At 64.1% G+C, this 19,455-nt stretch carries 17 protein-coding genes; 8 read left to right on the top strand and 9 right to left on the bottom strand.

The features are described from left to right. Positions 1 to 9 precede the first annotated feature (9 nt). Complete coding sequence (locus tag NO887_RS07865) at positions 10 to 1,356, bottom strand: nickel pincer cofactor-dependent isomerase, group 22 (RefSeq protein ID WP_256417910.1); 1,347 nt, start codon at positions 1,354 to 1,356, stop codon at positions 10 to 12. A gap of 137 nt (positions 1,357 to 1,493) precedes the next feature. Between NO887_RS07865 and NO887_RS07860 the strand changes: the two genes are divergently transcribed. Together NO887_RS07860 and NO887_RS07855 are read left to right on the top strand one after the other, a co-directional pair. Continuing rightward, positions 1,494 to 2,882, top strand: coding sequence for a glycerate kinase type-2 family protein (locus tag NO887_RS07860; RefSeq protein WP_256417909.1), 1,389 nt, complete (start codon positions 1,494 to 1,496; stop codon positions 2,880 to 2,882). 446 nt (positions 2,883 to 3,328) lie between these two features. Then, positions 3,329 to 4,090, top strand: a complete 762-nt coding sequence (locus NO887_RS07855; protein WP_256417908.1) for an IclR family transcriptional regulator — start codon at positions 3,329 to 3,331, stop codon at positions 4,088 to 4,090. A gap of 11 nt (positions 4,091 to 4,101) precedes the next feature. Here NO887_RS07855 and NO887_RS07850 read toward each other — a convergent pair whose 3' ends face one another. Then, complete coding sequence (locus NO887_RS07850) at positions 4,102 to 5,379, bottom strand: RNA-guided endonuclease InsQ/TnpB family protein (RefSeq protein ID WP_256417907.1); 1,278 nt, start codon at positions 5,377 to 5,379, stop codon at positions 4,102 to 4,104. A gap of 233 nt (positions 5,380 to 5,612) precedes the next feature. Here NO887_RS07850 and NO887_RS07845 point away from each other — a divergent pair, with 233 nt between their 5' ends. After that, positions 5,613 to 6,875 (top strand): MFS transporter, encoded by a 1,263-nt coding sequence (locus NO887_RS07845; protein ID WP_256417906.1) that lies wholly within the window; start codon positions 5,613 to 5,615, stop codon positions 6,873 to 6,875. 76 nt (positions 6,876 to 6,951) lie between these two features. After that, the gene (locus NO887_RS07840; RefSeq protein ID WP_256417905.1) at positions 6,952 to 8,208 is read left to right on the top strand and encodes a CaiB/BaiF CoA transferase family protein; all 1,257 of its coding nucleotides are present in this window, start codon (positions 6,952 to 6,954) and stop codon (positions 8,206 to 8,208) included. A 10-nt stretch (positions 8,209 to 8,218) separates the two neighbouring features. Here NO887_RS07840 and NO887_RS07835 read toward each other — a convergent pair whose 3' ends face one another. After that, positions 8,219 to 9,202, bottom strand: a complete 984-nt coding sequence (locus tag NO887_RS07835) for an NADPH:quinone reductase (protein ID WP_256417904.1) — start codon at positions 9,200 to 9,202, stop codon at positions 8,219 to 8,221. A 104-nt stretch (positions 9,203 to 9,306) separates the two neighbouring features. On the opposite strand from NO887_RS07835, the gene NO887_RS07830 reads away from it, so the two are divergent. Next, a complete protein-coding gene (locus NO887_RS07830) occupies positions 9,307 to 9,696 on the top strand; it encodes a VOC family protein (RefSeq protein WP_256417903.1) in 390 nt (129 codons plus the stop codon). Positions 9,697 to 9,750: 54 nt separating this feature from the next. Here NO887_RS07830 and NO887_RS07825 read toward each other — a convergent pair whose 3' ends face one another. The 5 genes from NO887_RS07825 to NO887_RS07805 all read right to left on the bottom strand — a co-directional run bounded on the left by NO887_RS07825 (position 9,751) and on the right by NO887_RS07805 (position 15,240). Next, positions 9,751 to 10,077 carry a Zn-ribbon domain-containing OB-fold protein gene (locus NO887_RS07825; protein WP_256417902.1) on the bottom strand — a complete coding sequence of 109 codons (327 nt, stop codon included), beginning with the start codon at positions 10,075 to 10,077 and terminating at the stop codon, positions 9,751 to 9,753. After that, positions 10,074 to 11,273: a thiolase family protein gene (locus NO887_RS07820; protein ID WP_345780158.1), complete on the bottom strand. Its 1,200-nt coding sequence runs from the start codon at positions 11,271 to 11,273 to the stop codon at positions 10,074 to 10,076. Before NO887_RS07820 ends, NO887_RS07825 begins: the two co-directional genes overlap by 4 nt. A 613-nt stretch (positions 11,274 to 11,886) precedes the next feature. Beyond that, entirely contained in the window at positions 11,887 to 13,386 is a 1,500-nt protein-coding gene (locus NO887_RS07815) for a tripartite tricarboxylate transporter permease (RefSeq protein WP_256417901.1), read from the bottom strand. Continuing rightward, entirely contained in the window at positions 13,387 to 14,016 is a 630-nt protein-coding gene (locus NO887_RS07810) for a tripartite tricarboxylate transporter TctB family protein (RefSeq protein ID WP_256417900.1), read from the bottom strand. 75 nt (positions 14,017 to 14,091) lie between these two features. After that, the gene (locus tag NO887_RS07805) at positions 14,092 to 15,240 is read right to left on the bottom strand and encodes a Bug family tripartite tricarboxylate transporter substrate binding protein (RefSeq protein WP_303652267.1); all 1,149 of its coding nucleotides are present in this window, start codon (positions 15,238 to 15,240) and stop codon (positions 14,092 to 14,094) included. A 302-nt stretch (positions 15,241 to 15,542) separates the two neighbouring features. Between NO887_RS07805 and NO887_RS07800 the strand changes: the two genes are divergently transcribed. Beyond that, positions 15,543 to 15,974, top strand: a complete 432-nt coding sequence (locus tag NO887_RS07800) for a universal stress protein (RefSeq protein ID WP_256417899.1) — start codon at positions 15,543 to 15,545, stop codon at positions 15,972 to 15,974. Positions 15,975 to 16,285: 311 nt separating this feature from the next. Here NO887_RS07800 and NO887_RS07795 read toward each other — a convergent pair whose 3' ends face one another. Beyond that, complete coding sequence (locus NO887_RS07795; RefSeq protein ID WP_256417898.1) at positions 16,286 to 17,341, bottom strand: 3-isopropylmalate dehydrogenase; 1,056 nt, start codon at positions 17,339 to 17,341, stop codon at positions 16,286 to 16,288. Positions 17,342 to 17,450: 109 nt separating this feature from the next. Between NO887_RS07795 and NO887_RS07790 the strand changes: the two genes are divergently transcribed. Together NO887_RS07790 and NO887_RS07785 are read left to right on the top strand one after the other, a co-directional pair. Continuing rightward, the gene (locus NO887_RS07790; protein ID WP_256417897.1) at positions 17,451 to 18,233 is read left to right on the top strand and encodes an enoyl-CoA hydratase/isomerase family protein; all 783 of its coding nucleotides are present in this window, start codon (positions 17,451 to 17,453) and stop codon (positions 18,231 to 18,233) included. Continuing rightward, positions 18,230 to 19,435: a CaiB/BaiF CoA transferase family protein gene (locus tag NO887_RS07785; protein ID WP_256417896.1), complete on the top strand. Its 1,206-nt coding sequence runs from the start codon at positions 18,230 to 18,232 to the stop codon at positions 19,433 to 19,435. Before NO887_RS07790 ends, NO887_RS07785 begins: the two co-directional genes overlap by 4 nt. The last annotated feature ends 20 nt before the right edge of the window (positions 19,436 to 19,455 follow it).

The raw sequence follows: 19,455 nt of genomic DNA, 5'->3' as shown, positions 1-19,455 counted from the left end.
GATGGGTTTTCAGCTGTCGTCGCTCGTCTCGTGGGGAGTCGGTGCCGCGAACCCTCCGTCGTCGAACGCGATCGGCGACGGCTCGGCGACAACACGCAGGTCCGAGCGCTCGCGAGCTGCGTCGACGAGCGCGGGCGAGGCGTACAGCCGGTCGAGCCGCATCGTATCAGTGGCGCGGAGCACTCGTACCGTGTCGGGATCGACGACGCCGACCGTCGACAGCGACGCGACGAGTCCGGCGCGGTCGGTTTCCACGACCGGGGGGAGGCGGACGCCGCGCGTCGTGCTCGCCGTGATCGCGTTGATAAGCGAGGTCGAACTGTCGAGGTCGGCCGCGAGGTCTCGATGGACGAAGTCCGCCGACCCCATCCCCATCGCGTTCCCGTGGGTCGTCTCGGTCAGTCCCCGCACGTAGATCCGCTTGATGTCCGGTTGCTCGGGTGCCGGTTCATTGATCGCGAACGGTCGCCGGCCGATCACGTTCGTGTCCATTCCCTGTCCGCTGACGTCTTTCCCCTGCCGATCGAGGACCAATACGTCTACGTCGTCGAACGGAACGGTCGGGAGGAGGTCGTACGCGCGTTTCAGCAGTTCGGCCTCGCGGTCCAGAAAGCCGGACGGCGGGACTCCCTCGATCAGCGTGGTGTCGTCGAACTGGTCTTCGACGACGGCGACCCCACCCGCGACCGGCAACTCGCTGAGCAGTTTCTCCGCGATCTCCGGGATCATGTTCCGGAAGCTCCAGTCTATCGCCCACTCGTGGGCCGTTTTCGCACCGCGTTGTTTCCCCATGCCGATCACGAGCATCTTCGAGAGGCCGCTCTCGACGGGCCCGTCGTAGTCAGTGTGCGGTTTCACCCGGTTGACCGGGACGATAGCGTCGGCCTCGACCGCGTGTGCGTCCGCGTACACGGGGACGCCGCGATCTGCGGTCTCACCGACCAATACGACATCCATGCTCGATCGGATCTCACAGCCGATCGCCGCCTCGGTCACGCCGAGCGATTCGAGCATCTCGCGCTGGCCCTCGCCGGTCGCGCCGCCGTGGCTCCCCATCGCCGGAAACACGAACGGGTCGTATCCCGCCGCTTCGATTCCCGTGACGACTCCGCGCACGATCGACGGGAGGTTGTCGATCCCGCGGCTCCCCGCCCCGACGGCGACCGCTCCGCCTTCGGGAACGCCGTCGAAGTCGAGTGACGCGACCGCCTCGGTCGCGGCTGATTCGACGCGGTCGCTCGGGATCGGGTCGGTGTCCCAGGCGCGCTCGATCAGGCCGAACTCCGGCAGCGGCGTGTCGCCGCAGGCTTCGAGGACGGTCGCCTCGGGCACAACGAGGTCGTCGAGTGTGTCCATGCCTACGCCTCCGACGCGCCCGATATAAACGTGGGGGACACGTCGAGATGCGGTCGAAGTCGCTCGAAAATCGCTCGGCGGACGGCGACACTCGTACGAGGGTCAACGTTTATAGGGTGACCCGCGGAAAGGCCGGTATGTTTGACCGCGAGTACGACACCGACGACGGAGACCCCGCAGGGAGCGGGGGAAAGCGATCGCCCCGCCGAGTCGCGCTCGACGCGCTCGAAACCGGTATCGACGCGGCGCACCCGCGATCGGTGATCGCGTCGGACGTGACGATCGACGTCGAAACGCTGCAAATTGCCGACCAGACCGTCGACCTCTCGGCGTACGACGAGATCCTCGTGTTCGGCGGCGGCAACGCAGCCGGCCGGGTCGCGGCCGCGCTCCACGACCGTCTCGGTGACCGCATCGACAGCGGGGTCGTCGTCACCGACGACCCGGCTCCGGCGGGAGCAGTCGAGATGGTGGAGGGAACCCACCCGCTCCCGAGCGAGTCGAACGTGAGTGGTACGCGTCGGCTTCTCGACCGCGCCCGCGAGTGCGACGCGGACACGCTCGCGCTCGTCGCGGTCAGTGGCGGCGGGAGCGCGCTTCTCACGGCTCCGAGCGGCGACATCGGTCTGGACGCGCTCACGGAACTCACCGACTCGCTGCTCCGGAGCGGCGCGCCGATCGAGGCGATAAACACGGTCCGGCGCGCCGTCTCGGACGTGAAAGGCGGCGGTCTGGCCGCGGCGCTCGCGCCCGCGACGACGATCGGTCTCGTGTTCAGCGACGTCACCTCGGACGATCCGGCGGTCGTCGCCAGCGGACCGCTATCTCCGAACCCGACCACCGCGAGCGACGCTCTCGACGTCCTCGGCGACTACGACGTCGACGCGCCGAGCGCCGTCGTCAACTATCTCGAGTCGAAATCAGCTGCGAGCGACGGATCGGTCGACGACGACGACTCGACCGACGAGAACGTGGCTACCGATCCATCGGCGGTATTCGACCGCGTGTCCGTCCACATTCTCGCCGACGGATTCACGGCGCTTTCGGCCGCGGCCGCGGCGTGCGACGACGCCGGATACGAGACGATGATCCTGTCGCGGTCGGTCCGCGGTGAGGCACGCGAGGCCGCGAAGACGCACGTCGCGCTCGCGGAGGAGGCACGAATAACCGGGAACCCGATCGAGCCCCCGGCCGTCATCCTCTCCGGCGGCGAGACGACGGTGACGGTTCACGGCGACGGGACCGGCGGCCCGAACCAAGAGTTCGCCGTGAGCGCTGCGCTCGATCTCCCGGACGATGTGGTGCTCGGTGCCGTCGACACCGACGGTATCGACGGCGCGACGGACGCCGCTGGAGCACTCGTCACCGCCGAGACGATCGCGGGGAGCGAGGACGCGCGTGCGGCTACCGCCGCGCTCGCCGGCAACGACGTGTATCCGTTCCTCGACGAACGCGACGCGCTCCTGATCTCGGGAGTGACAGGCACCAACGTCAACGACCTCAGAGTGCTCGTCGTGCCCGAGTAACCGCAGTCCGATCGATACTCTAGGGAGGCCTGCCGGTCACGGCCGGCCGTCCCGTTCGTCGATGAGTGTACGGATCATTCGCCCGTTCTCCCATATAGCGAAATGAGCTATCGGTCGTTCCTCGGCTGCGTACATCTGGCAATCATCCGTGACGTTGGCAGCGAATTTCCGTTGGTAGGAACACCACGTAATTACACACATATGTCTGTAATTCTGCATGGTTCTGCTGGCCGGAGAGAACCGCGTCTGCTGCCGCGCTTCGCGTTTGTGAGACGTTGCTGATCACGACTCTCAACGAGCCACGTCGCACCCTCATTTATTCTGTATACTCGAATCAGGCTGAACCACGCGGTGATATCGGTGTCTCTATTTTCCAGAAATCCGTGAAAAGTTACGTACTCTCCGAGTTACCGGGAAGTTAAGTAGTACCTTGCGATAGAAGTCGTATGGAAAACGCGCCTAAATCGGTCGCCAAAACGACTGAAACGTCGTTACAGCTCGTCGAGACACTGCGTGGAACTGACGGGATGACGATCGCCGAGCTATCCGAACATCTCGAATTGGCACCGAGCACGGTTCATCGACACCTCACGACGCTCAAGAAACACGGATACGTGATCCACGACGGCGACGTGTACGCGCTCGGCCTCCAGTTTCTCACGGTCGGGGGGCAGATCCAACGGCGCGTGACGGCGTATCCGATGATCAAGGAGAAGGTCGACGCGCTCGCCGAGGAGACCGGAGAACGCGCGCAGTTCCTCGTCGAGGAGAACGGACAGCGGGTGTACCTCTACACGGAGGTGGGACAGAGCGCGGTTCAGACCGGCGCACATGTCGGTAAACGCGGTCCACTCCACACGAGCGCGGCGGGAAAGGCGATTCTCGCGGACTACGACACGGACCGTGTCGAAGCGATCATCGACACTCGTGGACTCGGCGGCGTCCACGGCGGCAGCGTCACCCGCGAGGAGTTGTTCGACGAACTCGAACACGTGCGCGATCGCGGCTACGCGTTCAACCGACAGGAGACGACGGCAGGTGTTCACGCGGTCGGCGCGCCCGTCACGGCCGACGGCGAGGTAATAGGCGCGCTGAGCGTGGCCGGCCCGGCGAGTCGTATCACGGACGACCGATTCACCGAGGCGCTTCCGGAGCGGATTCTCGGTGCGGTGAACGAACTGGAACTGTACATCGAACACTCCGTGTAAACTACCCCACCCTACTCGCTCACGGCTTCGCCGTTCGCTTCGTTGAGGGTGGGGCTTTCGCGTGGACTCCCGTTCTGGCCGCCGTCGGCGGCAGACTCGTAATCGCCGTTCACGTTCAACGTCCCGCGATTCAAGCGCACGCCTACGGGTGCGCCTCCGCCCGACGACGTTTGCGCCGCGCGGAGATTCTTCAGACCGATGTTCTTCGCCGCGTTGTAGTCGGCGTTCACTTCGTAGCCACACTTCACACAACAGAATCGCTCTTGCGTCTGGCGGTTCTCTCGGAGCGTCGTCCCGCACTTAGAACACCGCTGGCTCGTGTACGCAGGACTCACCTGTTCGACCGAGATACCGAACATCTCGGCTTTGTATTCGACGTACTCGAACAAACGTCGGAACGCCCATGCGTGGAACTTCTTGACGTTCGGCATCCGCTCACGAATCCCTGTCAGGTTCTCAAAGGCAATCACGCTACAGCCGTTTTCGACGGCTTCCGCGACGAGTTCTTTCGAGACGGTGTGTAAGAAGTGGTCGTAGCGACCCGTCTCGGTACGTCCAACCGACTGGATGGTTTCGTGAGCGGCCCGCGTTCCACGCTGTTGAAGCGAGCCGCGTCGTTTCTCGAACTCGCGGTGCCAGTGGGTCAACTCTGACCCGTTCCAGAACGCACCTGTCGAGGTAACGGCGACGTTTTCGATGCCGAGGTCAACGCCGAGGACTGTGTTGTGCTCGTCGTTGCCGTCGTCGGCAGTCTCGAACTCCACGTCCGCCGTTGTTCGGACGTGAAGGTAGAACTCACCGTCGCGGTAGTGGAGTTCCCCGCCCGTCACTTCGTAGTCGTCGGTGAACAGGTACTCCGAGTGGGGCGTTTCGCGGCTCTCGTCGGGAAGGACGTACTCGGCAGTGATACGACCTTCGACGGTCGAGAGCGTCGCGTGGTCGTCATTGAACGTCGCACACCGCTTGTCGTAGACGAGCGTCGGCGCGGAGAAGTGCGGCTTCCCCGCGTAGTCGCCTTGCTTCCACCGAGCGACGATGCTCTGTACGGCGTCGGCGGCCTTGTTGCGAGCGTTCTGGACGAGATTCGTTTGGAGACGCGTCTCGGCACGCACATCGTCGTAGGTTTCGCGTTGGAGCTCGGCTTTGCTCGTGGTCTTATACTCGCCTTGCCACGCATGGTCTACGACGTAGTTGGCGGCCCACAGGAACTCGGAGATGGTTTCGTGGAGGAGGTCGGCGTCGCCGTCGGCCACGTTGAGTTTGACGGGGACGGTGCGACGTACCTCCATCCGTGTTTCAGATGTATATCCATGTCTTTATATCAGTAGCGGTTCGGTAGGGGAGTCGGCCAGCCATCGAGCGTGGTTGGTGTCGCATCATGTCGGTTTCCTCTCCGACCTACTCGCTCGCTACGCTCGCTCCTTGAGGTCGGAGGTCCACCTTGCATTACGCGGAACTGTACTTCCCTGACATTTTGACGGTGCCCTGACTTTTATCTACTTGCTCGGTGGTCGTTGGATCAATGAACACAAACGACCGCGCGCTCGTGCAGTTCACCGCCCTCGCACACGGGCTTTTTCACACGTACGAACTCTCGATTCCGCTCTTCGTCGGCCTCTGGATGGCGGAGTTCGGCGTCTCTGCCGCGGTCATCGGTGCGGTTGTGAGCGTCGGATACGGCGTCATCGGCGTCGGCGCGCCGGTGAGCGGTGTGCTCTCGGACCGGTTCGACGCGCGCCGACTGATATCTGCTGCCGTCATCGGCATGGGGATCGGCTTCGGCGTCGTCGCGCTCGCACGGGGGCCGATCACGCTCGGGGCCGCTGTGCTGCTGTGGGGGTGTTTCGCGAGCATCTACCACCCCGCCGGGCTCTCGCTCATCAGCCGGACGGCCGAGGCTCGCGGGACAGTGTTCGCGTACCACGGCGCGGGCGGTAACGTCGGCACCGCGTTCGGACCGCTCCTCACGGCGCTCATGCTGATGTTCGTCGACTGGCGGTTCGCGGCCGGCGTGCTCTCTGTCGTCGCGGTGCTCGTCGGCGTGGCAGGGACGCAGATCGAGTTCGACACCGGAGCGGCCGACGACGAGGCAGACGAGGCAGACGAGAACGATACGGCTAGATCGGACGCGGACGGAACCGATCCCGACGGGACGGCGGGGTCGATCGGCGACGAGCTCCGACAGATGGTCACGGACTCGCGCGCGCTGTTCGGCGTGGCGTTCACCGTTGCGTTCGGAGCCATCCTGTTGTACGGCGTGTACTACCGCGGACTGCTGACGTTCCTTCCCGACGTGCTCGCCGAGTCGCCGGCGCTCGCCCCCGTCGAACTGCTCGGACAGACGGTCCAGCCGTCCCAGTACGTGTACACCGCGCTGTTGACCGTCGGTATCGGCGGCCAGTACGTGGGCGGCCGGCTCACCGACCGCGTCCCGAGCCTCACGGCGTTCCTCGGATTCTTTACCGCGCTCGCCGTGCTCGCGCTGGCGTTTCCGATAGTTCGAGAGGCGGGGACCGTCCCACTCGTCGGAATCTGCCTGCTGCTCGGCTTCTTCGTGTACGGGACCGCTCCGGTCTACCAAGTGGTTGTCTCGGAGGAAGCGCCCGACGAAGTGCAGGGGCTCTCCTACGGGTTCACGTATCTCGCGATGTTCGGTGTCGGGGCACTCGGAGCGTCAATCGCCGGGTTCGTGCTCACGAACGCGTCCAGTGCCGTGCTGTTCGCCGTGCTCGGCGGTGTCGCCGGACTCGGGGCGCTCACCGTGGTCGCGCTGCGGCGAGTGTAGGCCTCGCGACCGCCCTCTCGAAGGCCTCCCGAGCAGTCCTCCCAACATTTATCACGTCATCTACGGAGTATCGAACGTGAGCTCAACCGACAAGCAACGGCGTTTACTAGAGGAGATCGTCGTGGTCGACCTGACGACGTTCGTCACCGGCGGCTTCGCGACGATGATGTTGGCGAACCAGGGCGCAGAAGTGATCAAAGTCGAGCGCCCCGGAGTCGGCGACGACAGCCGGTATTCGGGACCGCCGTTCGTCGACGTCGACGACTACGAGGGTCCCGGACGGGCCGCGGCCGACGAGGGCGAGTCACCGTACTTCTGGACGGTCAACTACGGTAAACAGAGCATCGAACTGAACCTGAAGAAAGACGAGGGCATTCAGGCGCTGTACGACCTCGTGGCCGAGGCGGACGTCGTCGTCGAGAACTTCCGACCCGGGACGGCAGCGCGGCTCGGCGTCGACTACGAGACGCTTCAAGAGCACAACGACGACCTCGTCTACTGTTCGATATCGGCGTTCGGCGAGACGGGTCCGTGGAGTGACCGCCCCGGATACGACCTGCTCGTCCAAGGGATGAGCGGGATGATGAACGTCACCGGGTACCCCGACGCACCGCCGGCGAAGGTCGGCCTTCCGCAGACAGACCTGATCACGGCGATGTGGTCGGCGTTCGGCATCGTCACGTCGCTGTACAACCGCGAGCGCACCGGGGAGGGCGAGCGCGTCGAACTGGGCATGCTCGACGCCGCGCTTCCGTGGCTGACGAAACAGGCGGGCAAAAGCTTCGTCGGCGAGGAGACATCGCGAATGGGCACGAAAGACCCGGTCCTCGCCCCCTATCAGATGTACTCGACGGCCGACGGCTACCTAAACGTCGCCTGCGGTAACCAGAAGCTCTGGGAGGAGTTTTGTGCCGGTATCGGTCGCGAGGAACTCGCGACGGACAACCGGTTCGAGACGAACTCCGCCCGCGTGAACAACATGGACGAGTTGGAAGCGGAGCTGTCGGCTGTCCTCGAAACGAAGACGACCGACGAGTGGGTCGAGCTACTGGCCGAAGAGCGGGGCCTCCCCGTTGGTCCCGTCTTCGATGTCGACGAGGCGCTCGACAACGAGCAGGTGAACGCCCGCGGCGTCGTCGACTCGATCGATCACCCTGCAGCCGGCGAGATCCCCGTCATCGAGCACCCGCTCAACTACGCGGAGGCGGACGCCGGCTTCGACAAGGCCCCGCCGCTGCTCGGAGAAGACACGGTTCGCGTGCTGCAGGCGGTCGGCTACGACGACGACCGCATCGCGGAACTGGTCGAAAACGACGTGATCCCCGAGCCCTGACCGCGACCGGTCACCGCGTCGTATCGAGCACCACTTTTCCGAACGTCCCCGAAGCCGACAGCCGAGCGAGCGCCTCCGGAACCGCGTCGAGCCCGAAGACGGAGTCGATTTCGACCGAAAACGTGCCGTCGGCGAGCCGCTCGCCGACTCGTTCGAGAATCGCGGCCTGATCGTCTGGCGAGGCCACGATCGACATGAACCGGATATCCGCGTCCGCCTGTTTCGCCGCCATCGGCAGCCCGCCGTCCAGCGTTATCGGTCCCTCTTCGCCGATGACGACGACCCGTCCGCCGCGCGAGAGGCAGTCGAGGTTCGCGTCGAGATGCGCGTCGGCGTGGGGTTCAAACACCACGTCGACGCCGCGACCGTCGAGCGCCGCGTCGATATCGCCGGCGAGGTCGTCGCTCCGGTAGTCGACGACCGCGTCGGCTCCCATCGACCGCGCGAACGACGCCGGTTCGCCCTCGCGGGCCGTGCCGACGACGGTCGCGCCCGCCGCGGCCGCGATCTGTACCGCGGCGTGTCCCACGCCGCCGGACGCGCCGTGGACGACCGCAGTCTCACCGAGACGGAGGTCGCCGCGCGTCACGAGCGCGCGCCACGCGGTCGCGAACGCCATCGCCGCGGCCGCCCCCTCCTCGAACGAGACGCCCTCCGGCAGCGGCGCGAGTTGGTCGACCGGTGCCACGGTGTACTCCGCGTACGTGCCCGGCGAGAACACGCCGAGCCCGGTCGCGAACACGCGGTCTCCCGATTCGACCGCTGTCACGCCCGCACCGACGGCCTCGACGACTCCCGCGAGATCCGAACCGCCGACGTGCGGTAACCCGGACGGCGGGCGCACGTTCCCCTCGCGAACGTACGTGTCGATCGGGTTCACGCTCGCGGCCTCGATCTTGACCAACGCCTCGCCGCGGGCGGGCTCCGGCGTGTCGACGGTCTCTGCGGTCAGTACGCTCTTGCCTCCGTACTCGTGGTAGCGAACGGCGCGCATACCGTCTAGTATGACAACAGCAACCAAAGCGTTGTGGTATCGACGGCGGTCTGAACACACTATCCGAGGGGTGGATTTTTGGTGATGACTCCCAAAAGAATGATATGCACGCCAGCGGGCTCGACCACCTCGTGTTGACGGTCACGGATGTCGACCGAGCGGTCTACTTCTACGGGACCGTCCTCGGCGGGACACCGGAGACATTCGACGGCGGGCGGCGAGCGGTGTCGTTCGGCGAACAGAAGATCAACTTCCACCGGGCTGGCGAGGAGTTCACGCCGCACGCGACGGAGCCGACGGCGGGAAGCGGCGATCTGTGTCTCCTCGTCGACGACCCGGTCGACGAACTCCGACGCGAACTGCGCGAGTACGGAGTGGCGATCGTTCACGGTCCCGTCGAGAAGGTCGGCGCGCGCGGACGCATGGAGTCGGTGTACGTCCGCGACCCGGACGGGAACCTCGTCGAACTCGGGCGGTACGACGTAGCGGAATAAAACGTCGATCGAGCACAGAAATGTCTTCGTTCGCCCGGTGACAGCGCGACCGCGTCACTCCGCGGCGACGAGCCGAGCGCCCCGCAGAGCCCCGTCAGCCGTGACGCGGAGGTCGTGGTCGCCTTCCAGCCGAACCGCGTCGCCGATCCCGAGGTCCTCGTCGAGCTGTGCGATCACGTTTGCGCCGCCGGGAAACGACGCGAGCCCGAGTCGGTTCGGCTCGCGGACGCCCTCCGGCGTGACGTGAACGGTCGTCACGGACCGGAGTTCGCCGCGGCCGGCGTCGACGCGATCGAACGTCGAGCCGCCGCACTCCAGACATCGGCGCTTCTGATAGTAGGTGCGGCGACCGCAGTCGCGACACTCCAGTAACTCCGTCATGCGTCCACCTCCAAGAGCGTGCAGACGGCGTTGTTCCCGAAGCCGGCGACGTTCACCGCTAGTCCGTGCTCTGCTTCGCCGACGGCTCGCTCGTCGGGAAGGTCGCCGCGGAGCTGCCAGACGAGTTCGACGATCTGCGAGACGCCGGTCGCACCCAGTGGATGCCCTCGGGCCTTCAGCCCGCCCCCGGGGTTGACGGGAAGCGTCCCGTTGAGTGTCGTCTGCCCCTCACGGGTGAGACGCCACGCCTCGCCTGCGGGCGCGAGCCCCAACTCTTCCATCTCCAGCCATTCGAGGATGCTGAACGCGTCGTGGATACAGGCGACATCGATGGCCTCCGGGCCAAACCCCGCGGTATCGTACGCGTACTCGCCGGCAAGTCGGACGCTCTCGATTTCGAGGGGATCCGTTCTGTCCGCCACCGCGTGGGTGCCCGTCGCGCTCTCGCAGGCCGCCACGGTCACCGCGTCGGCCGCCGGCTCAGCAGTGAAAAGCACCGCGGCGGCACCGTCGCTCGTCGGGCAACAGTCGTAGAGCCGCAGCGGCGCGGCGACCGCCGGCGAGTCGAGGACATCGTCGACGTCAATCTGCTTTCTGAACTGCGCGTAGTCGTTCTCGAACGCGTTAGCGTGGTTCTTCACCGAGACCTGCGCCAGATCGCGTCGGTCCGCGTCGGTGGCGTCGAGGTACGCGGCCGCCGCGAGCCCGCCGAACGACGGCAGCGTGACGCCCTGCTCGTACTCGCGGTCGTGCGTGATCCGGCTGATTATCTCGGTCGCCGTCGCGGTGTCCGCGCTCGACATCTTCTCGCCGCCGACGGCCAGCGCACACGCGCTGTGTCCGCCGGCGACCGCCTCGAACGCACTCTGGACGGCGCTCGCGCCGCTCGCGCTCGTATTTTCGATTCGGCGAGCCGTGACGCCGGTCAGTCCGAGGCTGCCGGTGAGCGCGTTGGCGAGCCCCGAGCGCTCGTTGAACGCCTCCGCGGCCATGTTTCCCACGTGGACCGAGTCGACCGCCGACGCGTCGCGCTCGGCGTCGGAGAGCGCGCGTTCGGCGGCGGTGAGGAGGAGGTCGACGAGTGAGCGGTCGTCCGCGCTCGCGAATTCCGTCATACCGACGCCGGCGATACCCGGGGGGTCATCGAGAGCGGGTGATGCGTCTGGCACCCCGGCGTCTCGGTGCTGGGCAGTCATCGTGTATACGGAAGTTGCAACCAAGTATGTATATAAGTATTGTTCGTGCCACCGCGGGCAACAACAGGTCGCGTGGCGCAGAATTCACGTGTGCTATCGGCGCTGTCGTCATTGTTCACGACTGCGGTATCTGCCAGACTGGTATTTTCAGAATGGACCGCCGTAGCACCGCGAACTGAGGCATCGAGAGGCCTCTATTGTTTACTGGCGCAGCCAGATACGCCCGTGCACGCGCCGGTCGCCTTCACTGAATCGTCAGTCGTCGACACGTATTTATACGTATGTGGTTATATTCCTCTGGATCGTTACGGATCGTTACTACCGGCTCGTCGGCTGACGCGTGTGCAGTCGTAGATATGAGTGGCCGTTGCGGGAGTCCATCGGAGAATCCCCACAACTGGATTACGCTGGTCAATCACTATTGTCTCTGATAGTTACAGGCGGAGAGCCAGTCCGTCGTCTCCGCTGTGACGGTCTACGTAGAGGACACCTTCCGCACGGACTGCGCCTCGTCGGAGAAACGTTCCCGCGTGTCGCGCGAAAGCAGAACTAAAAACAGATTCGGCCAGTCGCTCGGAGCCGACTGCTCCGAGGCGATACGACTCACGCCGTGCTACCGGAGATTGTTCACCGCATCCTTCACGTACGGCCCGACGAACGGCCCGATCAGCACCACGATGATCAGGATAGAGATACTGAGCGTAAGCGGTCGGCTCGGATCGACGAAGATCCCGTACCCGCCGCCAGACAGCTGTAGCGAGCGGAAGAAGTTCTCCTCGGCAATCGGCCCCAGAACGATCCCGAGGACGAACGCGATGACCGAGTACTTGTACTTCACCATGTAGTAGCCGATGATCCCGAGTGCCAGCACACCGAAGGCGTCGAACCAGTTCCGTCGGAGACTGAACGCTCCGATAAAGGAGAGGACGATGACCATCGGGATGATGACGTCGGTGTCGATCTTCGTGATCGCGCTCGCGTACGGAATGACGGAGTACCCGACCGCGAGGATGAGGATGTTGCCGAGGAATACCGAGACGAACAGCGCGTACGTGATGTGGAGCTGTTCGCCGAACAGTTGCGGACCAGGCTGGAGCCCGTGCATCAGGATGCCACCGAGGAACACCGCCGTCGATCCGCTCCCGGGAATACCGAACGAGAGCGTCGGAACCAGCGATCCGCTGACAGTCGGGTTGTTCGCTCCTTCGGGGGCGATGATCCCGCGGGGGTCACCCTCACCAAAGATACCGTCGGCCGCCGAGGAACGCGCCTCCTCCGCGTACGCGACGAACGTCGATGTGGTCGCACCGGAACCGGGGACCGCACCGATCAGCATCCCGATCATACCCGCTTTTATCGTCGTCTTGGGGTACTGGAACACCGTCTTGATCCCGTCGGTGATGCTGCCCGTGATGCCGACCGCGTCCTCCGCGATCTGGTCTTGGACCGCGAGCTTCATCATCTCCGCGAAGGCGAACATCCCGATCAGGGCGGCGACGAAGTTGAGCCCCTCGTACAGCGCGAGTTGTCCGAACGCGTAGCGGGGAGTCGGTGCCATGATCGCGACGCCGATCGTCGAGATCATGAAGCCGAACGCGCCCGCCACGATTCCCTTGACGATCGACCCGTCCGCGACGATTGTGATGAGCGATATCCCCAAGATCGCGAGCAAGAAGTACTCGACCGATCCGAACAAGAGGACAACCTCGATGAGGACCGGTGAGATGAGCACTAACAAAATCGCGGCGACGAACCCGTTCAGCGCGGAGGCGGTTGTCGCGATCGCGAGTGCGTTCTTCGCGAGTCCCTTCTTCGCCATCGGATAACCGTCGAGCGTCGTCGCGGCGGCCGACTCGGTACCGGGTGCGTTCAACAGGATCGCGGCGATACTCCCGCCGAACATCGCACCACTATAAATGGATATCAGGAGGATGAGGGCAGGCGTCGGATCGAGCGGCACGGTGAGCGGCAGAACGATCGCCATCCCGACCGGCGACCCGATCCCCGGCAGTGCTCCCAGAACGATCCCGGCGAGCAGCCCGGCGGCCATCCACCCGATGACCGGCCAACTGACCGCGATCTGGATCCCTTCGACGAGGCTACCGACCGCCATTTAGAGCCCCCCCGTGAAGACTATGGCTCCTTGGTCGAACGGCATGAGCAGGAAGACGATGAATCCGTAGACGATGGCCGTCGCGAGTGCGGCGAGGAACGCTCCCTTGAATACGTTCACCCTGAACCATGTCGTGTACGAAAACACGAACAGCGGCGTTACGTAGAGGAACCCAGCCGCCCACCCGAGCGCGAAGTAAACGCTCGAGAAGACGATCATGATCACGGTGTTGTTGATGTTGACGCCCCATTTCTCGTGGAGCGGCGGGCGTTTGGTGTCTGCTTCGTCGGCGTCCTCGCCGCCGGTGTCGACGTACTTCTCGTCGATATCGTTGTCGTCGTTCTCATCGACGGCCTCGACGCCTTCGGTGCGTTCCTCCTCGAGGCTCTCCGTCATGCTCACCTCCTCAGCGACGAACGTCCGGATCGGTCCCGGGAGGTAGTTCTGTATGAGGAGGAGGAACGATCCGATCCCGACGACCTGTGCCATCAGCTGTGGGAAGACCGTCGCGTTGGTCGGATAGTCCTTGAGAATCGGGTCGACGTAAAACACGACGGACAGCCCGAGTAACGTTACGAGCAGTACGTGCTCTGCTGTAATGCCTTCAAGGCGTTTTGAGTAATTGACCATGACAGTGGTGTCTCAACCGGTGTACTCCAAGTATAAATAAATTAAGTACCGACGCGCCGCAGGGCCCCGACCGGTTCAGGGCTGGTTTTCGTTGACCAAGTCTAGAATTTCGAGCTCCTCGTACTGGGAGAAGGCGTCCTCGAAGTTCTGTTCGGCGGCTTCCGGCCCTTCGAACACGACCGGGTTCCCCGTCTCGTCACTCCACGCCTGCGTGGCCTCGTTCTCGGTGGTGCGCTCCAGCACGTCGGCGTAGAAGTCGACGATCTCTTGGTCCATTTCCGGCGGGCCGTACATGCCACGCCAGACACCGCCGACGAAGTCGATCTGCGGGTAGCCGAGGTCGGTGACGGAGTCGATGTCCGGGTAGACCTCCGTACCGGGCCCGTAGAACGTCGTGACGGGGAAGATACGGCCGGTGTTAACCACGGACTGGGTACCGGCGTCGGTCCCGATACCACACGGGACCTCTCCGCTCGCGACCGCCTGCGCCACCGGACCGGTTCCGGTGTACTGCACGCGGTTCTGCCAGTTCCAGCCGACTTCGTCTTCGTACTGGTACTTGTACAGCAGGACAATGATGTCCTGGGAACTCCCGGACGACTGAACGCCGATGTCCTCCCACTCGCCGCTCTCGTACTTCGCGAGAACGTCGTCGAAGGTCTCGACTTCGCCCTCGTATTCCTCGTTGACGACGAGCGTCCACGTCGACTGCCCGACCACGCCGAGTCCGGTGAGGTCGCGGATGTCGAAGCTCGGCTCGTTGAGCAGCTGCGGAGCCACTTCGAGCGGGCCTGCGTTACCCGCGATGGTCATTCCGTCGGGGTCCGCGCGGTACAGCTCACCGAGGCCGTTCAGTCCGCCGGCACCCGGAATGTTGTCGATCTGCAGCGACTCGCCGAGTTCCTCTTGGAACCCTTCCTGGATACCGCGAGCGTACGTGTCCGTTCCGCCGCCCTCGTCGTACGGGACGATGTAGCGAACGGTTCCGTCCGGCGACCATCCGTCGCCACCGTCGGAGCCGTCGCTTCCGTCAGATCCGTCGCTCCCGTCGGAGCCGTCGCTTCCGTCAGATCCGTCGCTCCCGTCGGAGCCGTCGCCGCCATCGCCGCCGTTTCCGGAACAGCCGGCGAGGGAGACGGCCGACGTCGCACCGACCGCCTGCAGGAACCGCCGTCGTGTGTTCGAACTCGATTCGCCCATGTCGTCTACTGTGTCTTCTGTCATCTTGTCACGTGGTTTCGATAGTTGGTTTCTCGGCCGGAACTGCCTTCTTGGGATTGCCTTTGCCGTGTCCAACAGTGACATTAGAAGGGATTATCATAAATGTTTCCCCACATTGCGGTACCAGTACATGGGTGTGCCGAGAGATATGGAGGTCTTCGATCAACGCGCGAAGCGTCGAACGCTGTAGCGTCGATCTCATGAGATGATCGCGCGGGCTGCCGCGCAAATGACAAGTTCGGCCGTCGGTGACTGCGTCGGCGGCCGGTGGCATATTTTATATATCAGGGTTGAATACTGTTCGTATGGTTATCGTTGCAGCCGTCGATCGGTCAGAACGGGCCCCGTCAGTTGTCGAAGAGGCAGTCGAACTCGGTGAGGCGTTCGACGAGCCCGTCGAGGTCGTGCACGTCTTGACACGACAGCGGTTCGTCGAACTCGAACGAACAAGCGTCAGCGACACGGGACATACGATCCCGACTGACGATATCCTCGAAATCGCCGAGGATATCGCACAGGAAGTGATCGACGAGTCGTCCGCGGTCGACGTGTCGCCCGTCGGCCTCCTCGGCGACCCGGCCGAGGAAGTCGTCAGCTACGCCGAATCCAACGACGCCCGGTACCTCGTCATCGCCGGCCGCAAGCGGTCCCCGGTCGGAAAGGCGCTCTTCGGCAGCACCGTCCAGACCGTGATGCTCGAATCGGACGTTCCCGTCGTCTCGATCCGCGCCGAGTAACGCAAACTCGAGAGCAGAAAGCCGCGCTGTTCGAACTCCGGTTCCGATCAGAGGCCTCGTGGGGGCCTCGTGTGTCAAACGAAAGAACCGAGGGTTCGAGCCCGGGAAACTCGGCGTCGTGGTGACGAACGGTAGCGAACGTTTCGCGTCGTCAAAAGAGTAGCGTCGGATCCGACCCTTCGTTCAGCGCCGTCACTGTCACGCTACCGTGTGCTCTCCTCTCGCCCGCGCGTGATCACGAGACTCGAACTGTTCCAAAAGCGTGATCGCGAGATCGATCCAACACCCGATTGTCAGCGGTTCGCCGACGCTTACAGCCGTTCTTCGATCGCGTCGACGACCTCACCGGTCGACGCCGATCCACCGAGGTCCGGCGTCACCGGCGCATCGTCGTCCGCCAGCACCGCTCGGACGGCGCTCCAGAGTGCGTCGCTGACCGCGTCCTCGCCGAGATTCTCGAACATCATGGCCGCAGACAGCACCGTCGCCATCGGATTCGCGACGCCTTGGCCGACGATGTCGGGGGCGCTCCCGTGGACCGGTTCGAACATCGAGGGATACTCGTCGTCGACGTTGATGTTGCCGGACGGGGCGAGCCCCATGCTGCCACTGACGATCGCACCAATATCGGTCAGGATGTCGCCGAACAGGTTGGAGGCGACGAGCACGTCGAACTGATCCGGCCGACGCACCAAGTCCATACTCGCGGCGTCGACGAGCAGCGATTCGACTTCCACGTCGGGGTACTCCGGCGCGATTTCTCCGACGACATCGTCCCAGAAGGTCATGCTGAACGCCTGCGCGTTGGACTTCGTGATGCTCGTCAGGTGTCCGTCGCGCTCGGTCGCGGCCTCGAACGCCGCTCGGACGATCGTTTCCGTGCCCTCGCGCGTGTGGACCGCGCTCTGGACGGCCACCTCGTGTTCAAACCCCTCGTGAATCCGTCCGCCCGCGTCGGAGTACTCGCCCTCGGTGTTCTCACGGAACACGACGAAGTCGATGTCGCCGCTCTCGTACCCTCGAAGCGGGCTCTCGACGCCGTCGAAGAGGATCGACGGCCGCTTGCACACCTGCTGGTTGAATCCCTTCCGAATCGGTAGGAGGAGCCCGTGAAGCGTGATGTGATCCCGAACGTCGGGGTGACCGACCGCACCGAGTAGAATCGAGTCCGCGTCGACGATCTGATCGAGCGCGTCGTCAGGCATCATTTCGCCCGTCTCCAGATATCGTTCTGTGCCCCAATCGTACTCGGTGAACTCCATGTCGACGCCGTGTCGCGACGCGACTTCATGGAGCAGTGGCAGGGTTTCATCGACGACTTCTGGTCCGATACCATCGCCTGGTATCGTCGCTATCTTGTACGACATGCCTTCGGAATTCGGTCACATGTAGTAAATACTTTGGTACGTGACACGATTTGCCCGGGAGCGTCCGAGACTCACAATCCTTTTTAGGACCTTCATGGTATGTGGGTGCATGGTAAGCGAGACAGCCTACGAGAGTATCTCGCTCGACGTCACGGACGGCGTGGCGACGATCGAGTTCCACAGGCCCGATGTGTACAACGCGCTCAACGATACGGTCATGCTGGACCTGCTCCGCGCGTTCGACGAGATTCAGCTCGACCGGTCCATCGATGTTGTCGTGATCACCGGCGAGGGCGATGACGCGTTCTCCGCGGGTGCAGACATCTCCCAGTATGCGGGAACGGCTGAGGAACACGACCCGCGACAGAAGGACCGCCAAGAGCTGTTCTACGAGATGTACCGTAAACCGTTCGAGTGCCACGCGCCCGTGATCGCGAAGGTTAACGGCTACTGCGTCGGCGGCGGACTCATCTTCGCAATGTACTGTGACATGCGGATCGCGGTCGACAACGCCAAGTTCGGCGTTCCGGTAACCGACATCGGACAGATCCCGACGGGCAACTCCACGTGGCGCGCGATCGAACTCGTCGGTGAGGCGAAGGCGAAAGAGCTCGTCTACACGGCCGGCATGATCGGTGCCGACGAGGCCGAGCGGATCGGTCTCGTCAACCACGCCGTCCCGCGGGAGGAACTCGATGAGACGGTCGACGAGATCGTCGAGGCGATCCAGAGCACGGGCCGGTCGGCGGTGAAGAATTCCAAGCGCGCGTTCAACTACGCGGTCGACGCTCACGATGCCGAGGAGAACCGCGAGTTCGAATCCGAGGTCTGGTGGGAACAGTTCGCGACCGACGAACGAGAGCGCCTCGTGGACGAGTTCAACGACGAATGACGGGAGGACCACTCGCAGACCTCACGGTCGTGGAGATGACCGGTCACCGAGCGGGCCCCTTCTGCGGGGCGCTGCTCGCCGACATGGGTGCCGACGTGGTGAAGATCGAACGACCCGGCGTGGGCGACCCCGCCCGTCACCAAGGTATCGGACCCGACGGCAAGTCCGGCTACTTCATGGCGAACAACCGGAACAAACGCTCCGTCACGCTCGACCTCAAATCCGACGCCGGCACCGAGGCCGCGCTGTCGCTGTTAGAGGAGGCCGACGTGTTCATCGAGAACTTCGGGTACGGCGTCACGGACAAACTGGGCGTCGGCTACGAGGACGTGACCGATCGGAATCCGGAGATCGTCTACGCCAGCATTAAGGGCTACGGCGAGACCGGCCCGCGCAAGAAACAGGCCGGTCTCGACCTCATCCTGCAGGCGGAAGGCGGGATCATGAGCGTCACCGGTCCGGAGGGCGGCGAACCGGTCAAGGTCGGACAGGCCATCGGCGACCTCACGACGGGGATGTTCACCGCCATCGGGCTGCTCGCCCGGCTCTACGAGCGGGGTCATCTCGGCGACGCGGACGCAGAGTCGTTCAACGGGAAGTTCGACGTGGGGCTGTTCGACTCGATCGTGACGCTGATGAACGAGTACCTCACCTCCTACTCGATGGACGGGTCGGTCCCCGGACCGCAGGGGACCTCCCACCAGACGCTCGTGCCCTACCAGCGGTTCGAGACCGAAGACGGCGCGCTCGTCACCGGCGTTCCGAGCGATGACCGGTGGGACGACTTCGTCGAACTCGTCGGACGCGAGGAACTGGCCGAGTACCCGACGAACGACGACCGGTTCGAGCATGCCGACACCGTCGTCGGAATTATCGAAGAGGAGTTTGAGACGGAGTCCACGGAGTACTGGCTCGATCGCCTCATCGAGTACGGATTCCCGTGTGGGCCCATCAACGACGTCGAAGACGTCGTCAACTACGACCAGACGCGGGCGCGGGATCTGGTCGTCGAACACGACGACCCCGACTGGGGTGAGTGTCTCCTGCCCGGCCACCCGATCAACTTCCCCGACCACGACGACATCGTGCGCTCGCCCGCACCGCGGCTCGGCGAGCACACGGAGTCTGTTTTTGCCGAAGTTGCCGGCGACCAGACCACGCTCGACGAGTGGCGCGACGACGGCGCGTTCGGCGACGAGTAAGGCGGACGAGCTTTTTTTGC

This window comes from Halorubrum laminariae, from assembly GCF_024494655.1.
GTDB classification, from domain to species: Archaea; Halobacteriota; Halobacteria; order Halobacteriales; family Haloferacaceae; genus Halorubrum; species Halorubrum laminariae.
Note: the sequence above shows the minus strand (reverse complement) of the source record. Positions and strands in the feature narration are given on the sequence as shown.